At 72.6% G+C, this 17,735-nt stretch carries 21 protein-coding genes; 4 read left to right on the top strand and 17 right to left on the bottom strand.

What is annotated here, in order from left to right; all coding sequences use genetic code 11:
- Window positions 1-4 precede the first annotated feature (4 nt).
- The 5 genes from tatC to ACWDXC_RS13595 form a co-directional block, all read right to left on the bottom strand.
- Window positions 5-901 carry a twin-arginine translocase subunit TatC gene (gene tatC / locus ACWDXC_RS13615; protein WP_449981326.1) on the bottom strand — a complete coding sequence of 299 codons (897 nt, stop codon included), beginning with the start codon at window positions 899-901 and terminating at the stop codon, window positions 5-7.
- Window positions 902-934: 33 nt separating this feature from the next.
- Entirely contained in the window at window positions 935-1,249 is a 315-nt protein-coding gene (tatA, locus tag ACWDXC_RS13610) for a Sec-independent protein translocase subunit TatA (protein WP_357586840.1), read from the bottom strand.
- 67 nt (window positions 1,250-1,316) lie between these two features.
- Window positions 1,317-1,472, bottom strand: a complete 156-nt coding sequence (locus ACWDXC_RS13605; RefSeq protein ID WP_449981324.1) for a hypothetical protein — start codon at window positions 1,470-1,472, stop codon at window positions 1,317-1,319.
- A complete protein-coding gene (locus tag ACWDXC_RS13600) occupies window positions 1,469-2,434 on the bottom strand; it encodes a helix-turn-helix transcriptional regulator (RefSeq protein ID WP_219519168.1) in 966 nt (321 codons plus the stop codon). Before ACWDXC_RS13600 ends, ACWDXC_RS13605 begins: the two co-directional genes overlap by 4 nt.
- On the bottom strand, window positions 2,431-3,396 hold the full coding sequence (locus ACWDXC_RS13595; protein WP_219519171.1) for a helix-turn-helix transcriptional regulator: 966 nt from the start codon (window positions 3,394-3,396) through the stop codon (window positions 2,431-2,433). Before ACWDXC_RS13595 ends, ACWDXC_RS13600 begins: the two co-directional genes overlap by 4 nt.
- 37 nt (window positions 3,397-3,433) lie before the next feature.
- Between ACWDXC_RS13595 and ACWDXC_RS13590 the strand changes: the two genes are divergently transcribed.
- Window positions 3,434-4,522, top strand: coding sequence for a DUF3866 family protein (locus ACWDXC_RS13590; protein WP_308126256.1), 1,089 nt, complete (start codon window positions 3,434-3,436; stop codon window positions 4,520-4,522).
- Here ACWDXC_RS13590 and ACWDXC_RS13585 read toward each other — a convergent pair.
- The 9 genes from ACWDXC_RS13585 to prcB form a co-directional block, all read right to left on the bottom strand.
- Complete coding sequence (locus tag ACWDXC_RS13585) at window positions 4,468-4,947, bottom strand: DUF3291 domain-containing protein (protein ID WP_449981321.1); 480 nt, start codon at window positions 4,945-4,947, stop codon at window positions 4,468-4,470. The genes ACWDXC_RS13590 and ACWDXC_RS13585 overlap by 55 nt on opposite strands.
- Before the next feature lie 33 nt (window positions 4,948-4,980).
- On the bottom strand, window positions 4,981-5,652 hold the full coding sequence (locus ACWDXC_RS13580; RefSeq protein ID WP_449981319.1) for a helix-turn-helix transcriptional regulator: 672 nt from the start codon (window positions 5,650-5,652) through the stop codon (window positions 4,981-4,983).
- A 10-nt stretch (window positions 5,653-5,662) separates the two neighbouring features.
- Complete coding sequence (locus tag ACWDXC_RS13575) at window positions 5,663-6,013, bottom strand: hypothetical protein (RefSeq protein WP_449981317.1); 351 nt, start codon at window positions 6,011-6,013, stop codon at window positions 5,663-5,665.
- Between the two features lie 57 nt (window positions 6,014-6,070).
- Window positions 6,071-6,934, bottom strand: coding sequence for an FKBP-type peptidyl-prolyl cis-trans isomerase (locus tag ACWDXC_RS13570; protein WP_449981315.1), 864 nt, complete (start codon window positions 6,932-6,934; stop codon window positions 6,071-6,073).
- Window positions 6,935-7,046: 112 nt separating this feature from the next.
- Window positions 7,047-7,979 (bottom strand): FKBP-type peptidyl-prolyl cis-trans isomerase, encoded by a 933-nt coding sequence (locus ACWDXC_RS13565; RefSeq protein ID WP_449981313.1) that lies wholly within the window; start codon window positions 7,977-7,979, stop codon window positions 7,047-7,049.
- A gap of 75 nt (window positions 7,980-8,054) precedes the next feature.
- Window positions 8,055-9,413, bottom strand: a complete 1,359-nt coding sequence (pafA, locus tag ACWDXC_RS13560) for a Pup--protein ligase (protein WP_219519189.1) — start codon at window positions 9,411-9,413, stop codon at window positions 8,055-8,057.
- 106 nt (window positions 9,414-9,519) lie between these two features.
- Entirely contained in the window at window positions 9,520-10,038 is a 519-nt protein-coding gene (locus ACWDXC_RS13555) for a hypothetical protein (RefSeq protein ID WP_449981311.1), read from the bottom strand.
- 80 nt (window positions 10,039-10,118) lie between these two features.
- Window positions 10,119-10,958 carry a proteasome subunit alpha gene (prcA, locus tag ACWDXC_RS13550; protein WP_449982034.1) on the bottom strand — a complete coding sequence of 280 codons (840 nt, stop codon included), beginning with the start codon at window positions 10,956-10,958 and terminating at the stop codon, window positions 10,119-10,121.
- A 21-nt stretch (window positions 10,959-10,979) separates the two neighbouring features.
- A complete protein-coding gene (gene prcB, locus ACWDXC_RS13545; protein ID WP_449981309.1) occupies window positions 10,980-11,828 on the bottom strand; it encodes a proteasome subunit beta in 849 nt (282 codons plus the stop codon).
- 195 nt (window positions 11,829-12,023) lie between these two features.
- Here prcB and ACWDXC_RS13540 point away from each other — a divergent pair, with 195 nt between their 5' ends.
- Window positions 12,024-13,397 (top strand): extracellular solute-binding protein, encoded by a 1,374-nt coding sequence (locus ACWDXC_RS13540; protein ID WP_449981307.1) that lies wholly within the window; start codon window positions 12,024-12,026, stop codon window positions 13,395-13,397.
- 102 nt (window positions 13,398-13,499) lie between these two features.
- On the top strand, window positions 13,500-14,552 hold the full coding sequence (locus ACWDXC_RS13535) for a DNA polymerase IV (RefSeq protein WP_449981305.1): 1,053 nt from the start codon (window positions 13,500-13,502) through the stop codon (window positions 14,550-14,552).
- Between the two features lie 92 nt (window positions 14,553-14,644).
- Here the strand turns inward: ACWDXC_RS13535 and ACWDXC_RS13530 are convergent, their stop codons facing one another.
- Window positions 14,645-14,854 (bottom strand): ubiquitin-like protein Pup, encoded by a 210-nt coding sequence (locus ACWDXC_RS13530; RefSeq protein WP_049570363.1) that lies wholly within the window; start codon window positions 14,852-14,854, stop codon window positions 14,645-14,647.
- Between the two features lie 149 nt (window positions 14,855-15,003).
- Between ACWDXC_RS13530 and ACWDXC_RS13525 the strand changes: the two genes are divergently transcribed.
- Window positions 15,004-15,408 (top strand): hypothetical protein, encoded by a 405-nt coding sequence (locus tag ACWDXC_RS13525; RefSeq protein WP_219517430.1) that lies wholly within the window; start codon window positions 15,004-15,006, stop codon window positions 15,406-15,408.
- Between the two features lie 29 nt (window positions 15,409-15,437).
- On the opposite strand, the gene ACWDXC_RS13520 is transcribed toward ACWDXC_RS13525, so the two are convergent.
- Both ACWDXC_RS13520 and ACWDXC_RS13515 read right to left on the bottom strand, forming a co-directional pair.
- Window positions 15,438-15,677, bottom strand: coding sequence for a LuxR C-terminal-related transcriptional regulator (locus tag ACWDXC_RS13520; protein WP_219517431.1), 240 nt, complete (start codon window positions 15,675-15,677; stop codon window positions 15,438-15,440).
- A gap of 127 nt (window positions 15,678-15,804) precedes the next feature.
- Entirely contained in the window at window positions 15,805-17,676 is a 1,872-nt protein-coding gene (locus ACWDXC_RS13515) for a BTAD domain-containing putative transcriptional regulator (protein WP_449981302.1), read from the bottom strand.
- Window positions 17,677-17,735: the final 59 nt, after the last annotated feature.

Genomic DNA, 17,735 nt, shown 5'->3' with positions numbered 1-17,735 from the left:
TCGCCTATCGGGCAGAACCGGAATCCTCTTCCTGTCGCCCGTCGTCCACGCCGGTGGGGGCGTCGATCGGGGTGTCGTCGTCGGACAGCGCGGAGGCCTGGTCGTCGTCGAGCCCCGCGTACGGGTCGGTCCGCTTGCGCTCCAGCAGGTACATGACCAGCTCGGCCGCCGCGAACAGCACGATCATCGGCGCGGCCAGCGCCATCATGGTGACCGGGTCGCCGCCCGGCGTGACGAGCGCGCCGAAGACGAACATGAGGAAGATGACCAGGCGCCGGTGCTTGGCCACGGTGGCGCGCGGCAGCACGCCGATGATGTTGAGGAAGACCAGCAGCAGCGGCAGCTCGAACGAGACGCCGAAGATCAGCAGCATGATCAGGACGTAGTCGAGGTACTCGTCGATCGAGATGGTGGCGACGGTGCCCTCGAGCGAGAAGCTGAGCAGGAACCCCAGCGCCGTGTCCATGATCAGGTAGGACAGCGCCGCGCCGGCCGCGAACAGCGGGATGGCCAGCCCCAGGAACGCCATCGTGTAGCGCTTCTCGGTGCGGTAGAGGGCGGGGGTGACGAACGCCCAGATCTGGTAGAGCCACACCGGTGAGGCCACGACGAGGGAGACCATCAGCGAGATCTTCAGCGTGATGAAGAACGAGGAGAAGATCCCGTTGTAGGTCAGGCTGCACTCGCCGGTCAGATCGCGCGACTGCGGGGCGGAGCAGTAGGGCTCCTTGAGCAGCTCCCACATCGGCCCGGACACGAGCCAGCCGATGACCAGGCCGACCGCCACGGCCGCGAGCGCGATGAGCACCCGGTTGCGCAGCTCGCGCAGGTGCTCCATCAGCGGCATGCGGCCCTCGGGATCCCGCTGTGGTTTGGGATCCGACCGTTTCAGCAGCGCCATCTAGTCAGTCCAAGGGGACGAGGGGTGGATGGGTCAGGGACGCTTGTCGGCCTGCGCGGCGGCACGCAGCCGGGCGGCCTGCTCCTCCAGCTGGCGAGCCTGCTCCTCGACGGAGGGCGCCGCCGCGGGGATCTGCTGCGGGGGCGCGGGCTGGGGCTGAGCCTGGGGCTCGGCCTGCGCCTGCACGACGGTGGGCTTGTCGTCGTCGTCGTTGAGCTTGCTCGTCTCGGCCTTGAAGATGCGCAGGGACCGGCCGACGCCACGGGCGAGATCCGGCAGCTTCTTGGCGCCGAAGAGCAGGACCAAGGCCACCAGGATCAGGATGATCTCCGGAGCTCCCAAGTTCATGTGACGTCCTTCATGGTGAGCGAAGTGCGGTTCTTCCCCCCGATCGTACGCTGCCGGGGCCGCTGCCTCATCCCCCGATGTTCTCTTTGTGTCTGAATTGCTGATGAACTTGGGCAATCTCCCTGTTCAGGCGGCGTGCGGCCATCGCCGCGCGCCCCCCGGCGACCGCTATCACGGCCAGCCCGGCGACCAGGAGCACGGCGGCCGGCAAGATCCACGTCATGCCTGGTGAGCGTACAGGCCGAGGGCGCGCTCCGCCTCCTCCCGCACGCGGCCCGCCATCGCGGGCGGCGCCACGACGCGGCCGGTGTCGCCCAGCCGCAGCGCCAGCCGCAGGACCCAGTCCTCGTCCCGGGCCCGCAGCGTCACCCGCAGCCGCCCCTCGCCCAGCTCGGTGACCTGCTCGCACGGGTAGTACTCGGCCACCCAGCGCCCGGCGGCGGTGACCTCCAGCTCGACCAGCTCGTCGGTCGGCGACGGCCGGAACACGCCCTGCGCGACGTCGATCGGCTCGGCCTCGGCGGGCGGGTCGGCGGGCACGTCGAGCACCTCGACGCCGAGCATCCGGTCCAGCCTGAACAGCCGCATCGCCTCGGCCCGGTAGCACCAGCACTCCAGGTAGCTGCGCCCGTCGACGACGACGATCCGCATCGGGTCGACCTCGCGCGGCGTCACCTCGTCGCGGCCCGGCACGTAGTAGCGCAGCGACAGCCGGCGGCGGGCGGTCAGCGCCTGGCGCACCCGGGGCAGCGCGTCGGGGGCGGCGTCGACGTCGACGGCGACCTGGCTGCTGACGGCCGCGGCGCCCTCGCCCGCGGCGCGCTCCAGCTTGGCCACCACCCGGGGCAGCGCGTCGCCCTGCACCTCGGCCAGCTCCGGCGTGGCGGCCAGCATGCGCAGCGCGACCAGCAGCGCGCTGGCCTCGTCGATGCCCAGCCGCAGCGGCCTGGCGATGGTGTCGGCGTTGTCGATGACGATCTCGCCGCCGTCCCACGACACGTCGATGAGGTCGCCGGGCGTGTGGCCGGGCAGCCCGCACATCCACACGAGCTGCAGGTCGTCGATGAGCTGCTTCTCGCTCAGGCCGAACACCTCGGCCACCTCGCCGACCTGCGCCCCGGGGTGGGACATCAGGTAGGGGACGAGCGCGAGTAGCCTGGGCAGCCGGTCGGCGGACCCGCTCATGCCAGCGCTCCCTTCAGTCGGCGGATGACGGCCTCGCGGGCGTCGGGCGGCCCGGCCACCTCGACGTCGGAGCCGAGGCTGGCCATCCATCCGGCCAGCCGTTCGGGGTCGGAGAAGGTCAGCTCGGCCTCGTCCCACCCGTCGGCGCCGGGGCGCACGGTCCGGGCGAGCTGGCGCAGTCCCTCGCAGGCGCCCTGCCGCACGCGCACCAGCGCGGTGCGCTCGCGCGCGGGCTCGTCGGGGAAGTCGACCATGGCCCGCAGGTCGACGCCCTTGGGCACCTCGACGGAGCCGGGCCGGCCCGCGGCGGCGACCTGGCCGGTGATGCGGCTGAGCCGGAAGGCCCGCGGCGCGCCGCGCCCCCGGTCGAACCCGGCCAGGTACCAGCGGCCGCGGCGGCTGACCACGCCCCACGGCTCGACGGTGCGGGTGTGCACGTTCTCGCTGCCGGCGCCGCGGTAGTCGAAGCGGACCGGCCGCCGGTCGCGCACGGCCTCCCACAGCGCCGGGAAGGCCGGGTCGCGGGTGTCGACGCGCACCTCCAGCGCGCCGCCGCCGGCCACTCCCCCGCCCGCGGTCTCGTCGGTGGCGACCCCGCCGGCGCGCAGCTTGAGCAGCGCCCCGGAGGCGGCCTCGGCCAGGCTGGCGCGCTGCCACACCTGCGCGGCCACGCCCAGCACGGCGGCCTCGTCCGGCTCCAGGGTGATCTCGGGCAGCTCGTAGGACTGCCGCTCGATGCGGTAGCCGGGCTCGTCCTCCCACGGGTCGCGGACCACGTCGATCGGGATGCCGATCTCGCGCAGCTCGTTCTTGTCCCGCTCGAACATGCGCTGGAACGCCTCGTCGCCGTCGCGGTCGTAACCGGGGACGGCCTGGCGGATCTGCTCGGCCGACAGCGGGCGGCGGGTGGCGAGCAGGCAGATCACCAGATTGAGCAACCGCTCGGTCTTACGGCGCGACATCTGCTCACTCCTCCTTCAACGACGCTACCCTGCCCCCGTGATCAGATGGCGCAAGGGCGAGGTTGTGCGGATCCGGCGCGAGTGGCCGGGAGCGATGGAGCTGGACGTCGCCGTGTCCGGTGAGGACTCCAACGCGGCGGGCGCGTTGTCCCGGGCGCTGGCCTATCCGCTGCTGGTGGGCCGCCCGGAGCCCGGCGACGAGGTGCTGCTCAACACGACGGCACTCGCGATGGGTCTCGGTACGGGAGGTTACGCCATGGTGGTGGCAGTGCCGAACCGTTTGCCGGAAGATCCCCAGGGCCCCGGCCACCTGGTGAAGGCGCGCTACACGCCGCTGCAGGCCACGGTGCTGGGCGCCGACGAGCAGGACTCCCCGTTCCACGAGCGGCTGCGCGAGGCCGACTCCGTCGACGGCATGCCCGTGGTGGTCGCCGACCTGCACTCGGCGCTCCCGCCGATCCTGTGCGGCCTGTACGAGTCCCGTCCCGGCGTACGGGTCGCGTACGTGATGCAGGACGGCGGGGCGCTGCCCGCGTGGTTCTCGATGGCGGCGGCGCGGCTGCGGGAGATCGGCTGGCTGGCGGGGACGGTGACGGTCGGGCAGGCGTTCGGCGGCGACGTGGAGGCCGTCACCGTCCACACGGGGCTGCTGGCGGCCCGCCACGTGCTGGAGGCCGACGTGGCGGTGGTCGCGCAGGGGCCGGGCAACCTGGGCACGGGCACCCGGTGGGGGTTCTCGGGGGTGTCGGCGGGCGAGGCGGTCAACGCGGCGGCGGTGCTGCAGGGGCGGCCGGTGGCGTCGCTGCGGGTGAGCGAGGGCGACCTGCGCGAGCGGCACGTGGGCGTCTCGCACCATTCGCTGACGGCGTACGGGCGGGTGGCGCTGGCGCGGGCCCGGGTGCCGGTGCCGATGCTGGACGGCGCGTTCGGTGAGCGGGTGCGGGACCAGGCGGAGCTCCTGGCGGTCCGGCACGACCTGGTCCCGGTGCCGGTCGACGGCCTGCGCGAGGCGTTGTCCGCCTCGCCGGTCAGGCTGTCGACGATGGGCAGGGGGCTGGAGGAGGACCTGGCCTACTTCCTGGCCGCGGCGGCGGCGGGCAGGCTGGCGGCCTCGCTGCTGTCGTAGGCGTCCTTGTAGGTGAACGCCTCGGGGCCGGGTCCTTCGGTCCTGAGGCGGCGCAGGCGTGCCATCCCCTCGGCCAGCGTCGGGATGGTCCCTTCGGGGATCCACCACATCACCATGGCGGGCTCCGCTATGCGCAGGAACCATTCGCGGCGCCGGCGCAGCACGGCCAGGTGGTCGCTGCGGTAGACGTAGTTCCACAGCGCGTCGAGGGACTCCCACACCGAGAAGTTGACCAGCAGGTGGTCGCCGTACTCGTGCTGGACGGTGGCGGTCGGGTGCTCCTCGCTCTCCTTCAGCCGCCACACGAAGCCGGGTGAGCGGTCGGCGAGGTCGTTGATCGGTTCGAGCAGGGCGACGAACTCGGCCAGCTCGGCCGAGTCGATGGGCGCGCGCAGGTGCGCCAAGTTGAGCTCCGCGAGATGCATGACGCTCAGCACACCACCCCGGAACCTTCTATGTCAATCTCCGTTTGTTTTAGAAAGGGTGACGCAGCACTCCCCCGGCCGCGGGTCCAGCCGGGCCCGGTCCGGGTCGTCGCCGAGCCCTGCCAGCAGCCCCTGGCACAGCGCCAGGTTCATCGAGCACACGAGCAGCGGCTGCTCCATCGCCAGCGCGTGGAAGGGGCAGTTGCGCATGCGCAACCGGCCGTCCTCGGCGTACGGCTCGTAGCCGCGCTCGCGCAGCACCGCCTCGGCGGGATCGCCGTCCGAGGGCGTCGGCCCGGCGGGCGGCGCGACCCGGCGGCCGAGGCGTTCGCCGGCACGGCGGGCGGCCTCCTCGGCCCGCTCCTCGGCGCCGAGCTCCTCGACCACCTCGGCCAGCACCGCGCCGAGCGTGGCGTACTCGCGCGGCGGCAGGCTCACCGACAGCTCCCCGGCCGCGCGCCGGTAGACCTTGGCGGGCCGGCCGCTGCCCGGCCCCTTGCGCTCGGGCGCGCGGAAGCCGCTCTCCAGCAGCCCGGCCTCGACCAGCCGGTCCAGGTGGTGCCCGGCCAGCGTCCTGGAGACCCCGGCGGCCTCGGCGGCCTCGGCCCGGCCCACCTCGCCGCCCCGCCCGGCCACGGCCTCGTACAGGCTCCGGCGGACCGGGTCGTGCAGCAGCGCCAGCGCGTCGAGGTCGTCATCGCTCACAGCCGCGAGTCTAGAGCTCCCGCCCGGCCCGCCCGATCGTGCAGGCCCGGCTCGGCACCCGCTCGGACGACCCGTACGCCCGCCAGCACCCGCCCTTCCTGATCACGAAGATCGACACCCCTTCGGGCACCCCGTACGAGCGGCGCACGGCCTCGGCGTTGCGCAGCAGCCGCGCCGCGACCGCGCGGCCCTGGCGCGTGCCGGAGGCGGCGGCGTGCACCCACGCCCACCCGGTGTCGCCGCCCACCACGCACGGCCGCACCTTCGCGCACAGCTGCGCCGGCTCCGCCGCCGACGCGGCGGGCGCCACCCCCGCCACCAGCGCTCCGGCGGTCACGATCACGGTCAGGAATCTGATCATGACGCCCATTGCAACGGCATCACCACCCGGAAGCAAGCCTCACGCGTACGCGTCCCGTCAGTAGACCGCCAGGACGTCCATCACGTAGACCAGGGTCTCGCCCGGTCCGACGCCGAGGGGCGGATGGCCGCTCGCGCCGTAGCCGTCGGCGGGCGGCACGATCATGAGCACCCTGCTCCCGGCCGGGACGCCGAGCAGGGCGCGGTCCCAGCCGGCGATGACGCCGCCGTCGCCCACGGTGAAGGCCGCCGGGCGTCCGGCCCGCCACGTCGAGCCGACGGACCGCCCGCCGTCCCAGGCCACGCCCTCGTACTGGGCCACCACCAGCCGCCCGGCGCTCGCGGCGGGCCCGCCGCCCCGGCTGAGCACCACGGCGGCGAACCGGCCCGGCGGCGGCCCCTGGGGCAGCCTCAGCACCGGCCAGGCGCCGCCGCTCACCCGGACCCCGTGCAGCTCCCCGCCGCCGGCGTCCAGGGACGCCCCGGCCGCGTGCCTGCCGAGCAGGTCGGCCACGTACACGGGGGCGGCGGGCCGCTCGCGCGGCGGGGTGACGAGCAGGCGGCTGCCGACGCGGTGGCCGGGCAGGGCGGCGGCCAGCGCGGGCGGCACGACGGCCGTGGGGGCGCCGCGGGCGAAGGTGGAGTCGGCGGTCCGGGCCGCGCCGCCGGCCCGCACGTGTACGGCATGGTGCGCGGCGTAGTGGACGACGGCCAGGTCGTCCGGCCCGATCTCCGGGCCGTCGCCCTCCAGGACCACCCGGACGGCGGGATCGGCGGCCTCCGCCGGGAGGACCACCGTGGGGCGGGCCCCGAAGGGCCCCGTCACCTCAGGAGCCGGAGCGGTGCAGGCGGCGGTGCAGGCGGCAGCGCAGGCGAGGGTGCAGGCGAGGGGCAGCAGCACCGCGAGGGCGCGTCGGCGCATCGGAGCCTCCCGGACGCGAACGGGCCCGGCGGCATGGTGCCACCGGGCCCGGCGATGCTACCGCGCGCCCCGCGTCCGCCGACGGGCTCCTCGGGATCCCGTACGGCGCCGGTCAGTAGGCGGCGAGCACGTCCACGACGAACACCAGCGTGCTGTTGGCCGGGATGCCCTGCTGCTCCTGGGCGCCGTAGCCGAGGTCCGGCGGGATGCTCATCACGACGCGGCTGCCGACCGGCACACCGGCCAGGCCCTTCTGCCAGCCCTGGATGACGTTCGACAGCGGGAACGCTGCGGGCTCGCCCCGGCCCCAGCTGGAGTCGAACTCCTTGTCGGTGCCCCAGATCTTGCCCGTGTAGTGGACGGTGAGCGTCTGGGTCGGCTGCACCTTGGCGCCGGTGCCCTCGATCAGCGTCTTGACCACGAGCTCCTTGGACGGCTTGGCGTCCGTCTTGGTGGTGAGCACGGGCGCCTTGTCGCCGCCGGGGCTCTCCACCTTGACGCCCTTGAGGCTGTCGCCGGTCTCCTTGCCGGTGGCGGCGGCCAGCGGCTTGGGCGGCGTGCCGACGACGTCGAGCACGAAGACCTTCGTCGGCTGGGCCGGCTGGGCGTTCTGCTGCTGGGCCTCGGAGTCGCTGGCCATGACGGCGAGCAGCCGGCCGCCGTGCTTGACCTTGGTGAAGCCGTCGCGCAGCACCTGCGGGAGCTGCTCGTTGACCGGGATGGTCTCGGGCGCCTTGGTGTCGTAGGAGGAGCCCTGGAAGGCGTTCTCCTTGCCGTCCCAGTTGTAGACGGTGAGGTTGACGATGAGCTGGTCACCGGTCTTGACGGCCGGGCCGGTGCCTGCCGTGACGACCTCGTAGGAGGACTTCGTGGCGGGCTTGCCGGAGGGGAAGGTCACCGTGGGCTTGGCGCCCACCTCACCGGTGACCTTCACCCCCGCGGAGCCGGCGCCGGTGGTGGCCGTGGTGGCGGTCGGTTCGGAACCGCACGCGGCGGCGAACAAGATCAAAGGCACGGCGGCCAGAGCGGCCAGAGCGCGGCGCATGGATTTCCCTCGGAAAAGACGTCAGGTTCGCGTCACCCTATCCGACATCCCGGTAGGGCCGAGGTAAACCACCCGCTACATTCCCGCGATGAGCTTGTCCACCCGCTCGTCGACGCTGCGGAACGGGTCCTTGCACAGAACCGTGCGCTGCGCCTGGTCGTTGAGCTTGAGGTGCACCCAGTCGACGGTGAAGTCGCGCCTCTTCTCCTGCGCCTTGCGGATGAACTCGCCGCGCAGCCGCGCCCTGGTCGTCTGCGGCGGCACCGACTTGGCCTCGAAGATCTTCAGGTCGGAGGCCACCCGCTCCACCGACCCGCGCCGCTGCAGCAGGTAGAACAGGCCGCGCTTGCGGTGGACGTCGTGATAGGCCAGGTCGAGCTGCGCCACCCGGGGCGACGACAGGGGCAGGTCGTACTTCTTGCGGTAGCGCTCGATGAGCTGGTATTTGGTCACCCAGTCGATCTCCCGCGACACCAGGTCGAGGTTGCCGGTCTCGACGGCGCGCAGGGTGCGCTCCCACAGCTCCAGGACCCGGCGGGCGATGGCGTCGCCGCCGCGCCGCTCGACGAAGTCCTTCGCCTTCGACAGGTATTCCTCCTGGATCTCCAGGCTGGACGCCTCGCGGCCGTTGGCAAGCCGCACCCGGCGGCGGCCGGTCATGTCGTGGGAGACCTCGCGGATGGCGCGGATCGGGTTCTCCAGCGACAGGTCGCGCATCACGGTGCCGGCCTCGATCATGCGCAGCACCAGGTCGGTGGCGCCGACCTTGAGCAGCATCGTGGTCTCGCTCATGTTGGAGTCGCCGACGATGACGTGCAGGCGGCGGAACCGCTCGGCGTCGGCGTGCGGCTCGTCACGGGTGTTGATGATCGGCCGGCTGCGGGTGGTGGCGCTGGAGACGCCCTCCCAGATGTGCTCGGCGCGCTGCGACACGCAGTAAACAGCGCCGCGCGGCGTCTGCAGCACCTTGCCGGCCCCGCAGATGATCTGCCGCGTCACCAGGAACGGGATGAGCACGTCGGCCAGCCGGCCGAACTCGCCGTGCCTGCCGACCAGGTAGTTCTCGTGACAGCCGTAGGAGTTGCCGGCCGAGTCGGTGTTGTTCTTGAACAGGTAGATGTCACCCGCGATGCCCTCCTCGCGCAGCCGCTTCTCGGCGTCGACGAGGAGTCCCTCGAGGATGCGCTCGCCGGCCTTGTCGTGGGTGACGAGCTCGATGACGTTGTCACACTCGGGTGTTGCGTATTCAGGATGGCTGCCCACGTCGAGGTAGAGGCGTGCGCCGTTGCGGAGGAAGACGTTGCTCGATCGGCCCCAGGACACGACCCGCCGGAACAGGTAGCGCGCGACCTCGTCCGGCGACAGCCTGCGCTGCCCCCGGAACGTGCAGGTCACGCCGTACTCGTTCTCCAGCCCGAAGATGCGACGATCCATCACCTCACACTATGCCCACGGATGGTCCGGCGGGAGAGATCTCCACGGTGTTTTCCCCGCGCGGGGTGCGGCGCGGCCCGCCCCCGCGAGGCCGCGCGCCCTTCCGTCAGGGGGTGAAGATCTCCTGGACCTTGACGATCTTGCCCTGGTGGACGGTGATGAGGGCGGGGCGCTCGTAGCGCTTGGCGCGCTTGATCAGGTCGGCGCGGGAGCAGCGCTTGGCGCCGAGGCCCCTGCGGTCGACGGTCAGCTTGGTCATCGCCGAGCCGCAGCCGACGGCCGACAGGAAGACGACGTTCGCGGCGATCGGCGAGGCGTAGGCGGTCACGTCGCCCTCCGGCGGGCCGACGAAGCGGCCCTCGGTGACGCCGCCCTTCTTCCACCGGATCGGCTCGTACTCGGCCACGCTGCCGCGCACGTGGGTGATCCAGCCGCGCAGGATGCCGTTGTGGCGTGAGCGGATGCGCTTGGTGAAGTCGTGCCCCGGGTCGGCCTGGAACGTCGTGCCGAAGATCTTGGGGGTCTTGTACTTCGGGTAGGCGGCGGCGTCGGCCGCGACTCCGGAGGACAGGACCACGGCCGCGGCGGCGGCGCCCGCGACGAGGCTGCGCTGAAGAATCTTCACGGACTCTACGACGGCCGATCTTGGCCGCGAGTTCGGCCGGAATGCTGTGAGACAGATCACATCATTCCGGCCGGAGGAGGCTAGAGCGGCGAGGAGCCGTCGTCGACGTCGCCGTCAGGGCCGGTGGGCGGCGGCTTCTCGCCGGAGGCCGCGTCGCCGGGGCCGGAGGCCGCGTCGCCGGGGCCGGTCGCCGGGGTGGCGGGGGCCTCGGGGGCGGCGGGGGTCTCCGGAGCGGCCGACGCGGCGGACACCAGGCGCTCCAGCCGCTGCCCGGTCAGGCGCAGGAACTTGCGGTGCTCGCGGTTGCGGTCGAGCACCGCCACCTCGAGCTGGCCGATCGGCGGGCGCTCGCCGCCCGGCTCGGTCAGCGCCGTCAGCGCCACCTCCAGCGCCTCCGACAGCGTCATGGCCTCGCGGTAGCGCTCCTTGAGCCGCGTCGCGACCGCCTCGGCCTGGCCGCCCATGGCCGCGAAGCCGTGCTCGTCGAAGACCGAGCCGTCGAACGTCAGCCGGTAGATGGCGTCGCCGTCGGGGCTGTCGCCGACCTCGGCGACCACGACCTCCACCTCCAGCGACTTGATCGACTCGGTGAAGATGCGGCCCAGGTTGGAGGCGTAGAGGTTGGCCAGGCCGCGGCCGGTCACGTCGGAGCGGTCGTAGGTGTAGCCGTTGATGTCGGCGTAGCGGATGCCGCCGAGCCGCAGCTCCTCGAACTCGTTGTAGCGGCCGACGGCGGCGAACCCGATGCGGTCGTAGATCTCGCTGATCTTGTGCAGCGCCCGCGACGGGTTGGGCGCCACGAACAGGATGCCGTCGACGTACTGGAGCACGACGACGGAGCGGCCCCGCGCGATCCCCTTGCGCGCGTAGTCCGCCTTGTCCCGCATGATCTGCTCAGGGGACGCATATCCGAAAGGCATGGACACGTGGGGTGATCCTTTCTAGCGCAGCGGGGCGATGGGGCCGTCGGGCGAGATCAGGCGGGCTTGGAGCATCTGCTCGACGTAACCGGACACCTGCTGGTCGGTCAGCCGCCGGAACCCGTCGGCGTCGATCACCGACACGATCGGCCAGATCTTCCGCGTGACGTCGGGACCGCCGGTCGCCGAGTCGTCGTCGGCCGCGTCGTAGAGCGCCTGGATCAGCGTCATCACCATGTCGTCGGCCGAGGCGCCGTCGCGGTAGAGCTTCTTCAGCGAGCCCCGCGCGAAGATCGAGCCCGAGCCGATGGCGTCGAAGCGGTCACGCTCGTAGGGGCCGCCCGCCACGTCGTAGCTGAAGATCCGCCCGGCGTCGCGCGCCGGGTCGTAGGCGGCGAACAACGGCACCACCACCAGCCCCTGCATGGCCATGCCCAGGTTGCCGCGGATCATCGCGGCCAGCCGGTTGGCCTTGCCGGCCACCGACAGCGTGCGGCCTTCCAGCTTCTCGTAGTGCTCCAGCTCCACGCGGTAGAGGCGGGCCATCTCGATGCCGGTGCTGGCGGTGCCGGCGATGCCCATGCACGAGTAGTCGTCGGTCCGGAAGACCTTCTCCACGTCACGCTGCGAGATGACGTTGCCCGACGTCGCGCGCCGGTCGCCGGCCATCACCACGCCTCCGGCGAAGGTGGCGGCGACGATCGTGGTCGCGTGCGGAACCTGGTCACCGATCGGCGTGGCCAGAACCTCATCCCGGTGCGGCAGCAGAGCGGGCGCGTAGGTGCCGACGAACTCGGTGAACGAAGAGCTCCCGGTGTTGTCGAAAAGGCGGTTCGTCAAGCCGGCGGGCAGATCCCTGTGCGATGCCACGCGACTCCCTCCCAAATCATGGCCCAATGAGCATGGCCCAAAATCATGGTCCTAGGCCGACCCTACTGTTGTTGCGTCGTTGTCTGCACTTCCCACGATCAGCTCACGGCGAACCGTTCACCAGATCGTTTCTTTACGCGTCCTGACGCCCGTGCGATCGTCGGTATGTCCGCACGTCCCGGACGGGAGGCCGACATGCGATTCCCCAGCCGACCTGCGACGATCGCGGCCATCTCGGCCATCGCGGCCCTGGCGCTCGGCTCGTGCGGCACCGGGGAGCCCGCAGGCGGCGGCACCGTCACCCTCACCATCGCGGCCAACGCCATCTCCGGCGGCAAGAACTCCGAGACCGCCGACTGGATCAAAGGCTGGGTCATCCCCGAGTTCGAGCGGACGCATCCCGACGTCAAGGTGCTCTTCAGGCCCAGCGGCGTCGACGACGAGCAGTACAAGACCAAGCTCGCGCTCGACCTCAAGGCCAAGGGCGGGGCCGACGTCATCGACCTCGACGGCATCTGGGTCGGCGAGTTCGCCCAGGCGGGCTACGTCAGGCCGCTGGCCGAGGTCGGCGGCCCGGGCGTCGAGTCATGGGAGGGCTGGTCGCGGATCCCGCAGGCGGTGCAGGGGCTCGGCATCTTCGACGGCAGGAAGTACGGCCTGCCGCAGGGCACCGACGGCCGCGTCCTGTTCTACAACAAGGCGCTGTTCAGGAAGGCCGGGCTGCCCGAGGAGTGGAGCCCGGCGAGCTGGCAGGACATCATCGACGCGGGCGTGAAGCTCAAGGCGTCCGGCGTGCCCGTCCCGATCCAGATCAACGCGGGCACGGCGATGGGCGAGGCCACCACCATGCAGGGCGTGCTCCCGCTGCTCGCGGGGGCCGGGGCGGAGATCTACAGCCAGGACAAGTGGACCGGCGCCTCCCGGGCGCTGAAGGACGTGCTCGGCTTCTACCAGCGCGTCTACGGCGGCGGCCTCGGCGACCCCAGGCTCCAGCAGGAGGCCAAGGGCCGCGACAAGTCGTTCACCGCCTTCGCCAGGGGCGAGATCGCCATCCTGGCCGAGGGCGACTACTTCTGGCGCTCGGTCATCGAGCCCACCGCCGGGGTCGCCCCGATGAAGGACCGCGACCAGGTCGTCGGCTACACCCGCATCCCGGCCAGGGAGCCGGGCGCGGGCATCCGGGGGCAGGACCACGCGAGCATGTCCGGCGGGGCCGTGCGGGTGCTCAACCCGTTCTCCGCGAACCCGCGCCTGGCCTGGGAGCTGCTGGCCTTCATGCACTCGGCCGAGGCCACCAAGGCGCAGGCGGCCGGTCAGGCGCGCATCAGCTCGCGCACCGACGTCAACGACGAGGTGCTGGCCGACGACCCGATGCTGCGTTACGTCGCCGAGGAGGTGCTGCCGATCACCGCCTACCGGCCCGGCCTGGCCGTCTACCCGCAGGTGTCGGCGCTGCTCCAGGAGGCCACGGCCGCGGTGGTCGCCGGGAGGAGCGTCGAGGAGGCCGCCGCCGGCTACGAGGCGAAACTGGCGGAACTCGTCGGCGGCGCGGCCCGCGTCGCCCACTGACACGGCGGCACGGGGAGCCCGGCGCCGCACGCCTGACCAGGCGCTACCGGACACGCCTGACCAGGCGCTACCGGATACGCCTGACCAGGCGATACTGGATCCATGAGGGACTGGATCCTGCACCTGGACCTCGACCAGTTCATCGCGGCCGTCGAGTTGCAGCGCCATCCCGAGCTCCGCGGCAGGCCGGTCGTCGTCGGCGGCGACGGCGACCCGACCCGCCCGCGCACGGTCGCCGCGACCGCCACCTACGAGGCCCGCGAGCACGGCGTCCACTCCGGCATGCCGCTGCGCACCGCGCTGCGCCGCTGCCCCGAGGCCGTCTTCCTGCCCAGCGACCCGCCCGCCTACGAGGCGGCCAGCGCCCGCGTCATGGCCGTGCTGCGCGACTTCCCCGTCGCCGTGGAGGTGTGGGGCTGGGACGAGGCGTTCCTCGGCGCCCGCACCGGCGACCCGGAGGCCCTGGCCACCGCCATCAGGCTGGCCGTGCGCGAGCGGACCGGGCTGGACTGCTCGATCGGCATCGGCGACAACAAACACCAGGCCAAGCTCGCGTCGGCGTTCGCCAAACCGGCCGGGGTGCACCGCCTCACCAGCGAGCTCTGGGAGGAGACCATGCACCACCGCCCCACCGACGCGCTGTGGGGCATCGGGGCGCGTACCGCCAGGAAGCTCGCCGCGCTCGGCATCCGCACGGTCGCCGAGCTCGCCGCCGCCGACCCGGCGGAGCTGGCCGCCAGGTTCGGGCCGACCAACGGGCCGTGGCTGCGTTACCTCGCGCTCGGCAAGGGCGAGGCGGAGGTCGTCACCACCCCGTGGGTCGCCCGCGGCCACAGCCGCGAGACCACCTTCCCCCGCGACCTCACCGACGAGAGCGCCATCGCCGACGTGGTCCGCGCTCTCACCGCCCAGGTCGCCGCCGACGCCCGCGAGGCCGGCCGCACGATCACCCGCGTCACCGTCAAGGTGCGCTTCGCGCCCTTCGTCACCAGGACCCGCCAGACCACGCTGGCCGCACCGGCAACCGACGACGCCCCGCTCACCGAAGCCGCCCTCGCCGCGCTCGGGCGCTTCGACCTCACCCGTCCCGTCCGCCTCGTCGGGGTCGCCGCCGACTACGCGATGCCGGCCGGCCAGAAGGCCCCGCGCCGCTGAGCGGGCCGGTGGCCGGAGCGGGCGTGCTCCGGCCACCGGCCCGCAGGGACCGTCTCCCCTCTGCTTCCGCGCCGTCTGCGGGCCGCGACGCCTTACTCGCCGCCCTTCTGCACGTAAGACCGGACGAATTCCTCCGCGTTCTCCTCGAGCACCTCGTCGATCTCGTCGAGGATGGAGTCGACGTCGTCGGTGAGCTTCTCCTGCCGCTCCTGGACGTCGGGTGCCGCCGTCGCCTCGGTCTCCTCGACCTCGGACTCGCGCCGGCCGGTCTGCTTCTGCCCACCGGTGTCCTTGCTCGCCATGTCCTACCTCCACGTCGGGGGACTGCCTCTAGCCATATCTTCCCCGAACCGGGCCACAATGCGCGCTCTTCCCCCCGCGATCTTGCGGACTTGACTAGATAGCGACACTATCCAATACTGAGGGAGAGACGAGCACCACGGAGGTTCCGATGTCCCCAGCGTCACTGAGCACGGCAGGCGTGCTCCTCATCACGGTCCCGACCATCGCCTTCGGCGGCGTGTCGCTGCTGAGCTTCCTCATGCGCGGCGTCCCCGGCTACCTGGACAACCCGGTCCGCCGCGGCCTGTGGCGCGCCGGCCACGCGCACGCCGGCGTCCTGGTGCTGTTCAGCCTGGTGGCGATGCTGTACGTGGACCAGGCCGACCTGTCCGACGGCTGGAAGACCCTGGTGCGGGTGTCGATCGTGGCCGCGCCGATCCTGATGCCGCTCGGCTTCTTCCTGTCGGTGGCGCGCCCCTCCGACACCAGGCCCAACCGGCTGATCGCCCTGACGTTCGCGGGCGGCGCGTCGCTCGCCGTGGGGACGCTGACGCTCGGCGTCGGCCTGGTGTGAGCCCGGGCCTGTGGACGGGCCCGGGCGCCTCAGGCGGTGCCGGGAGGCCAGATCCCCACGTCCAGGAGCCGGTGGGCGTAGGAGTAGGCGACGAGCTGGCTGCGGTTGCTGCAGGCGAACCGGTCGAGGAGCTTGCCGATCCGCTCCGCCACCGTGTAGCGGCTGAGGTTCATCTCCCGCGCGATCCTCGCCGTCGTGTACCCCTTGGCCAGCATGACGATCAGTCCGGTGTCGCGGTCGTTGAGCAGGTCGCCGGAAGCGAGGTCCATTGGCCGTCCCAGTTCGAATCACCTTGACCGGAGACTTTCCCCGGCGGAAAGCACCCGTGAAAGCACGCTAGAAGAAGCCGCTTAAGCATCGGTATGGCGTGAGCATGCGGCCGCTTATCAGCACAGGTCACCAGCGGCCCCCGGCGGCCGGCCGGCGCAGGCCCGCGCCCTGGAGGATGTCCTCGTAGACCTCCTTCAGCACCGGGCTCGGATCGATCCCGAGATCGGCGGCCAGGTGCCGGCGGACGGTCTCGAACTGGGCCAGCGCCTCCGGGGCCCGCCCGCAGCCCGCCAGCGCCCGCATCCGGGCCGCGACCAGCCGCTCGCGCGCCGGGAAGAACGGCACCAGCTCGTCGAGCCGGTTCAGCACCTCGACATGGCCGCCGCGGTCGAGTTCGAGCTCCGCCCAGTCCTCGTTGATCGTGAGGTGGAGCTCGGTGAGCCTGGCCACCACGTCGTCGAGCAGCGCGACGCCGGTGAACTCCTCCAGCGGCCGGCCCCGCCACAGCCGGATGGCGTCGTCGAGCAGCTCCGAGGCCGCGTCGGCGGCGCCCCTGCGGCGCATCTCCCGGCCCGCCCCGGCCAGCTGGCGGAACCTGAGCAGGTCGAGCTCGCCCGCCGCCGCGTCCAGCCGGTACCCCCAGCCCTGGTGGGAGATCCGGTCGCCGATCCTGCGCCGCAGCATCGAGACGTACACCTGGAGGTTCTTGCGCGCCGTGGGGGGCGGCCGGTCACCCCACAGCGCGTCCAGCAGGTGGCCGGTGGGGACCACGTGGTTGGGGTGCGACAGCAGGATCGCGGCCAGCAGCCGGGCCTTGCGGGCGCTGATGTGCGCGATCGCGCCGTCGACGCGCACCTCCAGCGGGCCCAGCACGCGCGCGTCCAGCGCGGGCCGCGCCTCCTGGCTCCCGCCCTCGCGCCCGCCGACGCGCCCGGCGCGGGCGGTGCCGAGGGCGAGGAACCCGGCCAGGTCGATCGGCGGCGGGCTCTGGCCGGCCGACTGGCGGTGCAGCGCCCGCACCATCGACAGCGCGGCGATGGTGACGTCGTCGACGCCCGCCTTCGTCTCGAACCACCGCCAGTCGCCGTCGGGGTTGACCTCCAGGAAGACCGGGCCGTCGGCCGTCAGCAGGAAGTCGAACGCGCCGTAGCGCAGCCCCCAGTGCCCGGCGAGCCGGTGCACCGCCCCGGCCACCGCCTCGGGCGTGGCCGCCGGGGTGACCGTGACCGACTCCGGGTCGCACCAGATCGCCTCCGGTGACGGTTTGCCGACGCGGAACGACTGGATCTCCCCGTCGAGGTAGTAGACGCGCAGCTCGGCGACGTGCTCGACGTACTCCTGGACGATCATCGGCGCGTCGCGCCGGTCCAGCCGCCCGGCCTCGGCGGCCTCGACGATCTCGGGGAAGACGCCGTGCAGCGTGCCCGGCTCCGCCTCGACGAAGTGCTGGTCGAGGGCCTTGACGACGACCCGGCCGCCCGGCAGCTCGGCGACGGCCGCGCCGGGGTCGGTGGTGACGATCGTGCGCGGCGTGCGGACTCCCAGGCGGGCGGCGTCGTCGAGCTGGACCAGCCGCCCGGGATCGGCGCCCGCGGGCAGCCGGACGGCCGAGCGCGCCGACAGCTGGCGGACGAGCGCGTACCAGGAGTCGGCCCTGAACACCGAGGCCGGCGAGCCGTTCGCGCCCGGGATGGCGCGCGGCGAGAAGTGCCGCACCCAGGTGACGGTGGGCCTGATGCGGCGGCCGTCGAGCGTGGGGGCGCCGTCGTCCAGGCGCGCGGTGACGCCCAGGCCCGCCAGCGACCCGGCGTCGACGCGCACGCTGGGCACGCCGAGCGTGCGCAGGCCGCGCTGGAGCACGGTGAACTCCGGCAGCCCGGCGCGGCCGACGAGGACCACGCACGGCAGGACGGCCGCGCTGTCGGCGCCCTCGGGAAGCTGCCACGACACGCCGGTCCGGCCGCGCGGCATGCGGAGGGTGTAGGGGTCGCCGCTCACCGGCGTCCTCCCGCCGCCCGGCTCGGGAACGGTCCGCTTCGGCCCGGCCACAGGTCATG

It is taken from the genome of Nonomuraea sp. NPDC003214 (assembly GCF_053590035.1).
This window is presented reverse-complemented; position numbering and strand designations above follow the sequence as displayed.